Consider the following 12,260-nt stretch of genomic DNA (forward strand, 5'->3'; position numbering starts at 1 on the left):
TTATGAGATCACACCGTCCACAAGAGCCTTCGCCTCTGCCTGAACTTCAGCGAGGTGCTCTGCTCCCTTGAAAGACTCCGCATAGATCTTGTACACGTCTTCGGTGCCGGAAGGGCGGGCCGCGAACCAGGCGTTTTCGGTGGTGACCTTCAGCCCGCCAATGGGTGCCCCGTTACCGGGAGCCTGCGTCAGCTTTGCCGTAATTGCTTCGCCGGCCAAGGTGGTGGCTGTGACGTCGGAGGCTGAGAGCTTGCCCAGGGCCGCCTTTTGCTCGCGGGTGGCGGCTGCGTCAATGCGGGCGTACGACGGCGAACCAAAGCGATCTGTCAGATCACGGTAGTGGACTGACGGGGATTTGCCTGTGACTGCCGTGATTTCGGAGGCCAGCAGAGCCAAAAGAATGCCATCTTTGTCCGTGGTCCAGACCGAACCATCCTTCTTCACAAAAGCTGCGCCGGCTGATTCCTCCCCGCCAAAAACACCTTCGCCGGAGAGCAGACCGGGCACAAACCATTTGAAACCTACGGGGACTTCAACGAGCTTGCGGCCCAAGTCCGCCGCCACCCTGTCGATGATGGAGGAGGACACAAGTGTTTTACCAACACCGGCCGTTGCCGGCCACTGGGAACGGTGCGTGTAAAGGTACTGGATTGCAACTGCAAGGTAGTGGTTGGGGTTCATCAAACCGGCGTCGGGGGTGACGATGCCGTGCCTGTCGGCGTCGGCGTCGTTCCCCGTGGCAATGTCGTAAGGAGCGCCGTCCTTGAGCTTGTTGATCAGTGAGGCCATGGCGAAGGGGGAGGAGCAGTCCATACGGATTTTCTCATCCCAATCAAGGGACATAAAGGCCCACTGCGGATCAACTGTGGGGTTGACCACCGTTAGGTCAAGGTTGTGGCGTTCGCCGATCTCACCCCAGTAATCCACCGAGGCGCCACCCATGGGGTCAGCGCCAATCCGGACTCCGGCGGCACGGATGGCGTCCAGATCCAGTACCGACGGGAGGTCATCGACGTAACTGGAGAGGAAATCGAATTTGCCGGTGGTGGAAGCGGCCAAGGCCTCGGGGAGCTGGACCCGTTTTACCCCGCGTAACCCGTTTTCAAGAAGTTCATTGGCGCGGTTGGCAATCCAGCCCGTGGCGTCGGAATCGGCCGGTCCGCCGTGTGGAGGGTTGTATTTGAAGCCACCGTCTCCGGGAGGGTTGTGAGATGGTGTCACCACAATGCCGTCAGCCAAGGCTTCGCTGCGGTCCTTGTTATGGCTGAGAATGGCATGCGAAACCGCCGGTGTGGGTGTGTAACCGTGGCGTGCATCAATCAGCACCTCAACGCCATTCCCGGCCAAAACTTCAAGGGCGGTGTTTTGTGCGGGCTCACTGAGCGCATGGGTATCTTTGCCCATGAAGAGCGGCCCCGTGATTCCCTGCCCTGCCCGGTACTCAACAATGGCCTGGGTGATGGCTGCTATGTGGCCTTCGTTGAAGGAGGCTTTCAGCGAGGAGCCACGGTGCCCGGACGTGCCGAACGCAACACGCTGTGCCGGATCGCTAAGATCGGGGGAGAGATCGTAATACGCATCCATCAGCGTGGAAAGATCAATAAGGTCCTGGGGAAGGGCAACAGTGCCCGCGCGGCTAGCCATGCTCACAGCATGCCAGAGCATGGGGTGTATTGGCACCCGCTGACCATATTATGAAACTAGCTCTAAGCGGTGCTGCCAACGTAACTCAATTGCTGCACTACTATGGGAGGCAACTTTACCCCGCACGTTTCCCGCTCGCGGGATCAACCTTCAGCAGGAGATAGCAGTGTCGAATCAGCCGGAGCAGCCGCAACCTTACCCGGGGCAACCCGCCAACTACACACCCCCGGGGTACATTGCCCCGCCGGTGCCGCCGCAGTATCAGACACCACCTGCTACGGATAATTATTCCGGAGGACAGCAGCAATTCCCGAATGCGCCGGCTCCTCAATACGGCCAACCACAGTTCCAGAACCCCCCGGGCTCGCAATACTCTGCCCCTACGTATTATCAGGGCGGGCCAGGCTACGTGGGTGTCAACAGTGGCCCACGGGGGTTTAGCCTGACCAGTATGATCCTGGGCTTAAGCTCACTTATTCTGGTTGGTTTCATGATTGTCCCGCAGATTGTTGGCATCGTGTTGGGCCATATAGGCCTGCGCAGGGAAAGCCCGCAGGGTCGCGCCTTTTCCATCACCGGATTGATCACTAATTACTTGGCCTTGCTGATATGGGGCGTCATCTACGCTTTTTATATCTTTTTCTTTGCCATAGTCATGAGCGATGTTGGTACAGATTACAGCTCTTATTAAGAGAATTGATAGGCGCCATATATTTTAACGAATGAGGGCATCCACCTGACGCGAAAGCGAAAAGGTGGATGCCCTCATTGGTTCGTGCAGGAAACGCTAGATAACTCCGCTCATCAACTTCTTGATCGGTTTCTTTACCGCGAACAGCAGTACGCCGAAAGCAATGGAGACCAGTCCTATAACGAGGAAGTATGGGGTCTCATTGGCTGGGTCGTACCACTGGGCCAGTACGCCGGACATGGCCGTACCAAGCGAAACCGAGAGAAAGAACAACGCCACCATCTGCGTCTGGAATGCAGCAGGTGCCAACTTCGTGGCCAGTGACAGGCCCACAGGGGAGAGCATCAGTTCAGCCACCGTGAACAGCAGCAGGATCAAAACAATCGCCATCAGCGGCACCGCGGCCATACCCGCGAACGGAATGAAGGTCAGGTAGGCAAGCCCCATCACAATCAGTGCCACAGAGAACTTTACCGGGGTCCCTGGCTGGCGCGGACCCCACTTGGTCCAGATGGCAGCGAACACCCCGGCCAGGATGATGATGAACACCGGGTTGATGGAGGTGACCCAGCTGGCAGGCATCTCCCAACCAAGAATTGTCCGGTCAAGGCGCTTGTCAGAGTACAGGGCAATGACAGTGAACTGCTGCTGGAAAAGGGACCAGAAAACGGCGCTGGCAAGGAAGAGCGGCATGAAGGAATATACGCGGCTGCGCTCGTCTCCGGTCACGCTCTTGTTGGCGAGAATAACGGCAAAGTAGGCGATCGTGGCCACAATGACAACGGCCACGATGACCCACTTGAGATTCTCGGCCGTAATAAGCTTTAGCACTACGGCGGCAACAATGACCACCACGGTGGCGCCGGCCAACCCCGCGAACTTGCCGTACTGCGACTTCGGCAGCGGGTTGGGGATTTCATGCGCACTCTGGGGGAGATTCTTACGGGTCAGCCCATATTGGAGCAGACCAAAAGCCATGCCGACGGCCGCGGCGGCAAAGCCAATATGGAAACCCCAGGTGACCTGAAGCCAGCCTGTGGCCAGGGGGCCGATGAGTCCGCCAATATTGATGCCCATGTAGAAAATTGAGAAACCGGCGTCACGCCTGTCATCGTCTTTGGAGTAGAGAGTGCCCACCAGTGAGGTGGCGTTGGCTTTCAACCCTCCGGAGCCCACACCAATGAGGATCAAGCCAGCCGCCAGGCCTCCCGCGCCCGGCAACAGCGCCAGTGAGAGGTGGCCGGCCATGATCATGATGGCGCTATAGAAGAGTACTTTTTCCGAGCCAAGTAGCCGGTCGGCAACCCAGGCACCAAGAATCGTGGAAAGGTATACGCCACCGCCGTAGGCGCCTACGATCCCGAGGGCGGTTCCCTCGTCGATGCCAAGCCCGCCGCGGGTGACGGAGTAATACATGTAGTACGCAAGGATGCCCTGCATACCGTAGAAGGAAAATCTCTCCCACAGCTCAACGCTGAAGAGGTTCAGCAGCATTTTGGGCTGGCCAAAGAAGGATGTGTCGCGGGTAATTGGGGGTGCCTTGGCCGAATCGGCGGGGCTGTTTGGTGAGCTCACAAAACCAATTTTTGCACTACTGTCATGGATCTTCACATTCGGGATGTCTGAACAGGGCTACCCTTAACCAGTATTGAGCTTTAGATCCAAGGAGAAAACACATGTCAGAGATCATGAATGTCACCGTTGCCGAACTAGGTGGCGACGCGGTGATTCTAGATGTCCGTGAAGATTATGAATGGGTTGCAGGGCACGTTGATGGTGCTATCCATATCCCATTGGAGCAGTTGCCTGAACGCCTGGAAGAACTCGATCCCGACACTGACTTGAACATCATCTGCCGTACAGGAGGCCGTTCATTTCGGGCCACCACGTGGCTGAACCAAAACGGCTACAGTGCCTTCAATGTGGTTGGCGGCATGGGCGCATGGTTTGAAGCACAGAAGCCCATGATCTCCACTAACGGGGAACCCCCGCGCGTTCTTTAGAACATTAGAGAATTGTTAGCCTCAATTTCGTAGACAGGTTTTCCATGATTTCGGTGCCCCATGCTTCCTCCCTGCCCCTGACATTCCTTGGGCCGGAGGGGACGTTTACCGAGGCCGCCCTGCTGCAAGTACCAGGGGCGGTCAACGCGAAGAGGATTCCCTCAACCAACGCCGCCGCGGCGCTGGCCAAGGTGCGCGCCGGTGAAGCATTTGCTGCGATGTTGCCGATTGAGAACTCCATTGAGGGTGGCGTGCCAGCAACTCTGGATGCTATTTCCAACGGCGTGGAGCTACGAATCCTCCATGAGGTGGTGGTGCCTGTGAGCTTTGTGCTGGTAGCACCTGCCGGGATCGGGCTTTCTGACATCACCGCTGTGGGAACTCACCCGCACGCTTGGGCGCAAACTCGAGACTGGTTTGGCGAACACCTGCCGTTGGCAACCCATGTGCCGGCAAATTCAACAGCGGCTGCCGCACACGCGCTGCTCAGCGGTACCGACGCGTTCCAAGCTGCGGTTTGCGCCCCATTGGTGGCTGCACAAACCGGACTCACGATTTTGGCCTCAGGCATTGAAGACAACCTGGGAGCCGTGACACGGTTTGTTCTGGTTGGCCAGCCCGGCTCACTACCCCAACCGACAGGGGCGGATAAAACTACTCTTGCCATTCCGCTGCCCGAAGACCACCCTGGGGCGTTGATGGCCATTCTTGAGCAGTTTGCCAGCCGCGGCGTGAACTTGAGTCGTATTGAATCCCGCCCTACAGGACAATTTTTAGGCCACTATATTTTTAGTGTTGACGTTGACGGCCATATCCATGATGCCCGCGTGGCCGATGCGTTGCGCGGTCTGCACCGGGTAAGCCCGGGCATGCGCTTCCTGGGTTCTTATCCCCGGGCAGACAAGGTCCCGCCACTGATCCGCCCATATAATTCCGACTCAGCCTTTGAGGATGCAACCGCTTGGGTTCAGTCGCTCCGCGGCTAGCCAGGCATGACGCGGTTCGCGTCTCCTTTGGTTGTGACCCAGGGTTTGGCGCCTAAGTAGTTCACAGCGTTCGCATCCCCTTGGATGTTGACTGTGGAGATCGTTGCTGCGCCAGCAGAACTGGCGAAGCCCTCCACATTGACGGTGCCAACGTTGTTGCAACTAACTACCAGTTAGCCGCCGGTTGACGTCAGGTTTTGTGTTTCGATCTGGCCCTAGGGTTACTTGGGGGGACCACGGTCCTCACACGTAGGCATGCGCTGCAGTGGCGGGCCTTGACTCTGGTGTCAACCGGCACGGGACGCCCTGAAGTTGCGGTGGCCGGCATGATCCGCTTGCGGCGATAGATGATGACCGCATGCTTATGCAGGGTTTAGCCGCATGGATGGAGCCACTAGAGGATGTTTTGCTTGATCTTAACTCGCAAGATGATTGCCAACCTGCACAGAAGATCCGTCGAGTTCTGGGCAGCGGTGCCGCGGTACTTGTGGTTTCCACCATTCCTGATCAGGCACAAGTCTTCGCCATGCCGGGTGCCGGTGCTGCCGGATACATCATTAAAGACAACGATTTAGACGTCCTACTACAAGCCATTCGGGACGCCGCGGCAGGAACACTTGAAGTCAGCCCGGAACTGGTGTTCCTTCTCAGCACCGGGAATAAGCACCGATAAGCGGGAGCCGCGTCCGGAACTCTCCAGCCAGGAAGCACTGGTGTTGCGCGCTTATGCCTCCGGCGCCACTTTGGCGGCAACAGCCTTCCAAGCCGGGGTTGCGTATGGCACGGCTCGGGAATACTTCGAGCCGGTTAAGCGTAAATATTCGGATGCTGGTTGGCCCACACACACTAAGTTGGACCTTGCGGATCGTCTTCGTGAAGAAGAGTTGGGACCGTAGCGCCACGGCGACTGGGCGCTAACCCAGAAAGCGTGATTTGGTGTGTTACTTCCCGCCGGAGCTCAGCAAGCCTATGCTTTGAGTATTCGGCGAATAAGCCGGGCACCGAGCGAAAACACAGCAGGAACAGAAAGGGGCTGGTAGCCATGGACGCCCAAGGAGCCAAAGATAGCCACCAGGACGGCACTATCATCAATCCTGATCAGGATGAGGGTCCGGATACCTCGGTGGGGGATGAGGGCGACGACGCCAATGAGTTGCGCTTCGATGAAGAGCAACGCCTCATCAATGAACAATCGCAGCGCCCCGAAACCGACTGATCCCGTTCGGCCCTGATGCCTCGGGCCCTGAAATCCTTCGGGGCTGAACTGGCGGCGCTACACGGGATTATTGGGCGCGGCCACGCGCACCAAGACCGCTTTGGTTTCCACACTGACCTTCACGCACGTGGCAGGGCCCGTGGGATCGCCGTCAATCTGGGTCTCAACGGGCATGACTGTGCGAATAACCAGATTTTGGGAGCGGTAAAAGTCAATGACCGGCAAGTGATTCTTGTGCTGAAATACCACCTTGCCTGCCATCGCCATCCAGCCAAAAGCGCTGCGTGGGCTGATCACCACAACGTCCAGGACGCCGTCGTCAATCAAAGCGCCAGGAACAAAATCAATGCCACCGGGCAACAAGCCGCAGTTGGCAAACAGCACCGAACGGACCTTGCGCTGCTGAGCCGGTTCATCATCTAAAGCAATGCTGACTTTTTTGCGCGCCCCAGCCATGTGACGCAGCCCGGCCTCACTGTAGGCGAGCCAGCCTACGTGCGCTTTCAGCTTGGATTTGGTGTCGTTCATGACGTCGGCGTCCATGCCGAGTCCGGCGATCACCATAAAAGAATGTTTGGAGACGGACCCTGTGACGCCATCCTCAATTTCCATCAGACCGGCATCTATGTGGCGTTGATGTCCAAACAAGGCAATCTGGACGTTGCCAGCAATGTCAGTGACATCCAGTTTCAGGTTCCGGGCCAGCAGGTTCCCGGTGCCCAAGGGAATGATGGCAAGGGGCACCTCGGTATGCCGTAGGGTCTGGGCCACAGCGCGAACTGTGCCATCACCACCGCCCACAATAACGACGTCGGCCTTGGCATCCAGCGCCGCAGCAGCCATGGAAAAACCAGGATCTTCAACGGTGGTTTCCAGAAAAATGGGGGCGGGCCAGCCAGCTTTCGACACGGAGCGGGTGATGAGCGTCTTGGCGTCCGTGGACCCATGCTTGGCGGGGTTATAGATAAACACAACCTGCTGTTTTGCAAGATGGATCTTGTGCGGGAAATCGCCCACAGCGCTGCGGGTATGCTTCTGGGCGAGTTTGCGCACACCCAGCCAGCTGATGGCAGCGGCGAGCACAATGGCCGCCACAATGATGGCTACAAGTATTTCAGTTGGCATGATTATCCAATCTTATCCCGTGAAGTTGTTTTGATTGGATAGGCTAAGGGAGTGATCGATGTACGAGACCTCTGCGAAAATCCTGAAATATACCGTGCCAGCCAGCGTGCCCGCGGTGCCGAACCGTCTGTGGTGGACTCCATCATCGCCGCTGATAGCGCCCGCAAGGCCGCAATTACCTCTTTTGAGGCACTGCGCGCCGAGCAGAATGCGTTTGGTAAAAAAGTTGCGAAAGCCAAGGGTGAAGAAAAGCAAACTCTTCTGGCTGAGGTCAAGGAGTTGGCGTCCGCAGTAAAGGCCGCCTCAGCCGCTTCTGATACGGCCGCTGCCACGGCCGATTCGCTTTTGCGCAGTATGGCCAACCTGATCTCAGAAGGTGTCCCCGAGGGGGGCGAGGATGACTTCATCGTCCTGAAGACCGTTGGTACCCCGCGTGAATTCCCGGACTTCAAGGCCAAAGACCATCTGGAAATCGGTGAACTCATCGGTGCCATCGATATGGAACGTGGTGCCAAGGTTTCCGGTTCGCGTTTCTACTTCCTTAAGGGAGTGGGCGCACGCCTGGAACTGGCGTTGTTGCAGATGGCTATGGACCAGGCCATCGAGGCCGGCTTTACACCCATGATCACCCCCACTTTGGTCCTGCCTGAAACCATGGCCGGCACAGGCTTTGATGTTGAGCACGACGCAGAAATTTATCGCCTGGCCGAAGACAACCTGTACTTGGTGGGCACTTCCGAGGTGGCTCTTGCGGGCTACCACGGCAATGAAATCATCAACGTTCAGGAACCCCTCAGGTACGCCGGATGGTCCTCCTGTTACCGCCGCGAAGCCGGTTCGCACGGCAAGGACACCCGCGGTATTATTCGCGTCCACCAGTTCAACAAAGTGGAAATGTTTGTTTACACCACTGTGGAGAAGGCCGCGCAGGAACACCAGCGCCTGCTCGCATGGGAAGAGGAAATGCTTGCCAAGGTGGAGCTGCCCTACCGTGTCATTGATACGGCGGCAGGTGATTTGGGTGGTTCCGCAGCCCGCAAGTTCGACTGTGAAGCATGGGTTCCTACACAGGGGGACTACCGTGAACTGACCTCCACCTCTAATTGCACCAGCTATCAGGGACGCCGTTTGAATATCCGCGAACGCCTCGCAGCGGACGACGGCGGCAAGGGTGGCACCCGCGCGGTTGCTACACTCAACGGCACGCTAGCAACCACTCGCTGGATCGTGGCCATCCTGGAACACCACCAGAACGCCGACGGCTCCGTCAATGTCCCTGTTGCGCTGCGCAAATATTTGGGTGGCATGGAAGTGTTCCCGGTCCTGTAGTGGAACCGCTACTAACGCCTGTTTCTGCTGGCGCTGTCTGTGGCAGGTTTCTGCCGCGAGGTGAACACCGGGTTAATACTCACAGTGTGCATAAGAGTGTGAGTATTAACTCCTCTCACTCCTAGGCCCAGTAGCAGCTATTTACCCACTGTTCATTCAATGATGTGGGCCACGCCATGGCAACTTCAAAGCACGCTCTGTTCTACTTGAGGTATGACAATTACTGCAAATTCCGCAAAACCTGGCATCGATGACCGGTCAATAGCAACACAGAACTTCCTGGTGGCCCTTGATGTAGACGGCACCCTGGTGGACCATGACGGAGTAATGACCGACACTGTTAGGCATGCTGCTCGCGCCGTTGTCGCAGCCGGTCACGAGGTCATTATCTCCACCGGGCGCTCCTTAGGCGCAGTGCTGCCCGTCCTTGAGCTACTGGGCTTGGTCCGCGGCTACGCCGTGTGCTCCAACGGCGGTGTGACCCTCCGGCTGGATCCCGCACTGGATCTTGGCTATGAAATTATTGACCGCGAAACGTTTAGCCCCAAACTAGCCCTGACCACGTTGCGAGAAAAAATCCCTGGCGCGCGCTTTGCCTTGGAAGATGCCAATGGGGACTTTCTCTCAACCTCCCGTTTCCAAGACCCCAGTTTCGGCATTGAAGCCCGCGGGGTGGACTTCCATCACTTGCTAGAAGCTGAGGCGGTGCGGGTTGTGGTCAATTCTGCCGAGGCCAGCACGGCAGAATTTAGTGCCGCCATTGCCGCAGCCGGCCTGCATGGGGTGACCTACGCGGTGGGTTGGAGCGCCTGGCTGGACATTGCCGCAATGGGCGTCACCAAAGCCTCTGCGCTGGAGAAGCTGCGCGTGAGGCTGGGCATCACTCGGGAACTGACAGTCGCCGTGGGTGATGGTTCCAATGACATCGATATGCTTCGTTGGGCAGGCAGGGGAGTTGCCATGGGCCAGGCCGAACCGGACGTGAGAGCCGCAGCAAATGAGATTACGGCCTCCGTATACGACGACGGTTTGGCCACCATCCTGCACAGCCTGCTCTAGCCCGAGCCCTTTTGGCCCGAGCCCTTTTGGGTTGAAAAGCGGCGCCACCTGTGAAGGTGAGCGCCGCTTTTTTGTTTCAGGAAATAATTAGTGCTGGGTGTCTTTGAACCGTTGAATGGATGCGTTCAGCTCGGTCTCCGCGGCGGCGCGGTTGTCCCAGCCCGCAGCCTTGACCCATTTGCCGGGTTCCAGATCCTTGTAACGGGTGAAGAAGTGCTCGATTTCCTTGACCAAGAAATCGTCCACGTCGGAGAGCTCCTGGATGTGATCAAAACGCTTGTCATCAACAACACACAAAACCTTGGCGTCTCCGCCGGATTCATCGGTCATGTTAAAAACTGCGATGGGGCGGGCATCAACAACTACGCCCGGGTGCAGATCAAAATCCTGCAGCATCACGAGTGCGTCAAGAGGATCGCCGTCTTCGCCCAGAGTGTCATCAAAGAAGCCGTAATGGGTGGGGTACGCCATGGACGTAAACAGCACACGGTCCAGGCGTACACGGCCGGTCTCGTGGTCAACTTCATACTTAACACGTGATCCACGGGGGATCTCGATAGTGACGTCGTGCTTCATCGTTGTGCTCCTGAATATGTTGGTGTGCGAGACCGGGCGAGCCCGCGCACAAAAATTCCGTCTAGACTGAGGATATAGGCGCTTTCGCTGCGCCGAAACCCGCCTGGACCTTCTAGGCCCATTATTGCCCAATTCCTGCAGCCAATTGCACGCAGGGACCATCACAGACGAAGGAATTGCCTGCAGTATGGGACGCACGTCAAAAGTGGTGACGAGCGGCCTGCTCGTATGTGCACTCGCCGCTGTGAGTGTTCCCGTGGGCCTGCAAGTGATCCCGGCGTTCTTCCCGCTTGACCCGGGCTCGGTAGTTGTGCTGCCGGCGGCACAGCAGGCACCCACATCACTTGGCGAAATTTCCGGTGTCTCCCCGCTTGCGGCCACCGCGCCCATCCCCGATCCTGGTGCGCTTTCTGCCGGGTTGAAGAAAGCCTTGATGTTCGACGGCGAGGGAACCTTCAGCATGTACGTCACCGATGCGCTGACAGGCGAGACGCTGTTCTCCCAGGACGGCGAAAAAGCCAGGACTCCTGCCTCTAACCTGAAACTTTTGACAGCGGGTGCCGTTCTTAAAACGCTCGGACCAAGCACACAGTTCAGTACCCAAGCCATAGCAGGGTCCAAGGCCAATGAGATTGTGTTATTAGCCGGTGGTGATTCGCTGCTGACAGCAGGTGCCAGCCGAGCGGACTCAACGATGGGGCACGCTGGACTGGCCACCTTGGCGCAGCAAACCGCTAAAACTCTGGCAACGGCGGGAGTCACAGGTCCAGCAACGCTGAGCATTGATGACACTTTGTTCACGGGACCCGCATTGAACCCCAAGTGGGGTGATGGTGATGTTGAGGTAGGCGAGATTGCCCCCATTTTCCCCATGGCACTTTATGCAGGACGCTATATCCCGGGAGTTTTATCGGGTCCTCGTCCCCAAGATTCGGCTGTTGCCGTGGCGGAAGCGTTTGCACAGGCGTTGGAGGATGCAGGAGTTAAAACAACCGGGGCCATCACCCGAGGCAAGGCACCTCCTCCGGCTGATGGTGCGGGGACAAATCAGCCTGGTGCGGTACTTGGGACCGTGAAATCGGCCAGTGTCACCGAACAAGTCAGGTACATGCTTGAAGAGTCGGATAATTACGTAGCCGAAGTTCTTGGCCGTATGACGGCGGCGAAACTGGGCAAGGAAGCCAGTAACTCTGGGGCAGTGGCCGCGGTTCGACAGGTGGTTCAGGAGCTGGGGCTGGAGATGACAGGTATTTCCATCACAGATAATTCCGGTCTGGCAGCCGGGAACTTGATCAGCTCCCAGCAGCTAGTTCAGATGCTGTCTCTGATGTTGGCCGACCCGGCAGCAGAGATTGGCCAGGCCCTGCCTGGCCTTCCCATCGCAGGGCTCACAGGATCTTTGGCGCACCGGTTTGTTTCAGCACCATCGCTTGACGGGGCAGGGTTGGTCCGCGCCAAGACCGGATCCTTGAACCTTGTCACATCGCTGTCAGGCTACGTAGTGAACTCACAAGGGCGCCTGCTTGTCTTTTCAATGATGGCTAACGGATTGACCGGTGGCCCCATCCCCGCCCGGTCAGTGGTTGACAGAGCCGCGAGCGTCTTGGCGTCAAGCTAGGGGCGCAGGGCGC

Annotated in this window: 13 protein-coding genes; 9 read left to right on the forward strand and 4 right to left on the reverse strand. The window is 57.7% G+C overall.

What is annotated here, in order from left to right:
- Positions 1 to 1,644: a phosphoglucomutase (alpha-D-glucose-1,6-bisphosphate-dependent) gene (gene pgm, locus QMG40_RS05755; protein ID WP_283528959.1), complete on the reverse strand. Its 1,644-nt coding sequence runs from the start codon at positions 1,642 to 1,644 to the stop codon at positions 1 to 3.
- Between the two features lie 451 nt (positions 1,645 to 2,095).
- On the opposite strand from pgm, the gene QMG40_RS05760 reads away from it, so the two are divergent.
- Positions 2,096 to 2,335, forward strand: a complete 240-nt coding sequence (locus QMG40_RS05760; RefSeq protein WP_283528962.1) for a hypothetical protein — start codon at positions 2,096 to 2,098, stop codon at positions 2,333 to 2,335.
- A 96-nt stretch (positions 2,336 to 2,431) separates the two neighbouring features.
- Here QMG40_RS05760 and QMG40_RS05765 read toward each other — a convergent pair whose 3' ends face one another.
- On the reverse strand, positions 2,432 to 3,910 hold the full coding sequence (locus QMG40_RS05765) for a peptide MFS transporter (protein WP_283528964.1): 1,479 nt from the start codon (positions 3,908 to 3,910) through the stop codon (positions 2,432 to 2,434).
- A gap of 101 nt (positions 3,911 to 4,011) precedes the next feature.
- Between QMG40_RS05765 and QMG40_RS05770 the strand changes: the two genes are divergently transcribed.
- The 5 genes from QMG40_RS05770 (at position 4,012) to QMG40_RS05790 (ending at position 6,540) form a co-directional block, all read left to right on the forward strand.
- Positions 4,012 to 4,338, forward strand: coding sequence for a rhodanese-like domain-containing protein (locus tag QMG40_RS05770; RefSeq protein WP_283528966.1), 327 nt, complete (start codon positions 4,012 to 4,014; stop codon positions 4,336 to 4,338).
- A 44-nt stretch (positions 4,339 to 4,382) separates the two neighbouring features.
- Positions 4,383 to 5,324, forward strand: a complete 942-nt coding sequence (pheA, locus tag QMG40_RS05775) for a prephenate dehydratase (RefSeq protein WP_283528968.1) — start codon at positions 4,383 to 4,385, stop codon at positions 5,322 to 5,324.
- Between the two features lie 358 nt (positions 5,325 to 5,682).
- The gene (locus QMG40_RS05780; protein WP_283528971.1) at positions 5,683 to 5,997 is read left to right on the forward strand and encodes a helix-turn-helix domain-containing protein; all 315 of its coding nucleotides are present in this window, start codon (positions 5,683 to 5,685) and stop codon (positions 5,995 to 5,997) included.
- A gap of 40 nt (positions 5,998 to 6,037) precedes the next feature.
- Positions 6,038 to 6,220: a hypothetical protein gene (locus QMG40_RS05785; protein ID WP_283528973.1), complete on the forward strand. Its 183-nt coding sequence runs from the start codon at positions 6,038 to 6,040 to the stop codon at positions 6,218 to 6,220.
- A 146-nt stretch (positions 6,221 to 6,366) separates the two neighbouring features.
- Positions 6,367 to 6,540: a hypothetical protein gene (locus tag QMG40_RS05790; protein ID WP_283528975.1), complete on the forward strand. Its 174-nt coding sequence runs from the start codon at positions 6,367 to 6,369 to the stop codon at positions 6,538 to 6,540.
- A 57-nt stretch (positions 6,541 to 6,597) separates the two neighbouring features.
- Here QMG40_RS05790 and QMG40_RS05795 read toward each other — a convergent pair whose 3' ends face one another.
- Entirely contained in the window at positions 6,598 to 7,665 is a 1,068-nt protein-coding gene (locus QMG40_RS05795; protein ID WP_283528977.1) for a diacylglycerol/lipid kinase family protein, read from the reverse strand.
- Positions 7,666 to 7,716: 51 nt separating this feature from the next.
- Between QMG40_RS05795 and serS the strand changes: the two genes are divergently transcribed.
- The gene (serS, locus tag QMG40_RS05800; protein WP_283528979.1) at positions 7,717 to 8,994 is read left to right on the forward strand and encodes a serine--tRNA ligase; all 1,278 of its coding nucleotides are present in this window, start codon (positions 7,717 to 7,719) and stop codon (positions 8,992 to 8,994) included.
- A gap of 213 nt (positions 8,995 to 9,207) precedes the next feature.
- Positions 9,208 to 10,053 (forward strand): HAD family hydrolase, encoded by an 846-nt coding sequence (locus tag QMG40_RS05805; RefSeq protein WP_283528981.1) that lies wholly within the window; start codon positions 9,208 to 9,210, stop codon positions 10,051 to 10,053.
- Positions 10,054 to 10,140: 87 nt separating this feature from the next.
- Here QMG40_RS05805 and QMG40_RS05810 read toward each other — a convergent pair whose 3' ends face one another.
- Positions 10,141 to 10,629 (reverse strand): inorganic diphosphatase, encoded by a 489-nt coding sequence (locus tag QMG40_RS05810; RefSeq protein ID WP_283528983.1) that lies wholly within the window; start codon positions 10,627 to 10,629, stop codon positions 10,141 to 10,143.
- Positions 10,630 to 10,816: 187 nt separating this feature from the next.
- Here QMG40_RS05810 and dacB point away from each other — a divergent pair, with 187 nt between their 5' ends.
- On the forward strand, positions 10,817 to 12,247 hold the full coding sequence (gene dacB / locus QMG40_RS05815) for a D-alanyl-D-alanine carboxypeptidase/D-alanyl-D-alanine endopeptidase (protein WP_283528985.1): 1,431 nt from the start codon (positions 10,817 to 10,819) through the stop codon (positions 12,245 to 12,247).
- Positions 12,248 to 12,260 lie beyond the last annotated feature (13 nt).

Origin of the sequence: Arthrobacter antibioticus, from assembly GCF_030063205.1 — a bacterium.
GTDB lineage: Bacteria > Actinomycetota > Actinomycetes > Actinomycetales > Micrococcaceae > Specibacter.

Excerpts from the sequence above, each read along its gene's own strand:
- pgm (WP_283528959.1), bottom strand. The coding sequence starts at position 1,644 with ATGGCTAGCCGCGCGGGCACTGTTGCCCTTCCCCAGGACCTTATTGAT.
- QMG40_RS05760 (WP_283528962.1), top strand. The coding sequence starts at position 2,096 with ATGATCCTGGGCTTAAGCTCACTTATTCTGGTTGGTTTCATGATTGTC.
- QMG40_RS05770 (WP_283528966.1), top strand. The coding sequence starts at position 4,012 with ATGTCAGAGATCATGAATGTCACCGTTGCCGAACTAGGTGGCGACGCG.
- pheA (WP_283528968.1), top strand. The coding sequence starts at position 4,383 with ATGATTTCGGTGCCCCATGCTTCCTCCCTGCCCCTGACATTCCTTGGG.
- QMG40_RS05780 (WP_283528971.1), top strand. The coding sequence starts at position 5,683 with ATGCTTATGCAGGGTTTAGCCGCATGGATGGAGCCACTAGAGGATGTT.
- QMG40_RS05790 (WP_283528975.1), top strand. The coding sequence starts at position 6,367 with ATGGACGCCCAAGGAGCCAAAGATAGCCACCAGGACGGCACTATCATC.
- QMG40_RS05795 (WP_283528977.1), bottom strand. The coding sequence starts at position 7,665 with ATGCCAACTGAAATACTTGTAGCCATCATTGTGGCGGCCATTGTGCTC.
- QMG40_RS05805 (WP_283528981.1), top strand. The coding sequence starts at position 9,208 with ATGACAATTACTGCAAATTCCGCAAAACCTGGCATCGATGACCGGTCA.
- QMG40_RS05810 (WP_283528983.1), bottom strand. The coding sequence starts at position 10,629 with ATGAAGCACGACGTCACTATCGAGATCCCCCGTGGATCACGTGTTAAG.
- dacB (WP_283528985.1), top strand. The coding sequence starts at position 10,817 with ATGGGACGCACGTCAAAAGTGGTGACGAGCGGCCTGCTCGTATGTGCA.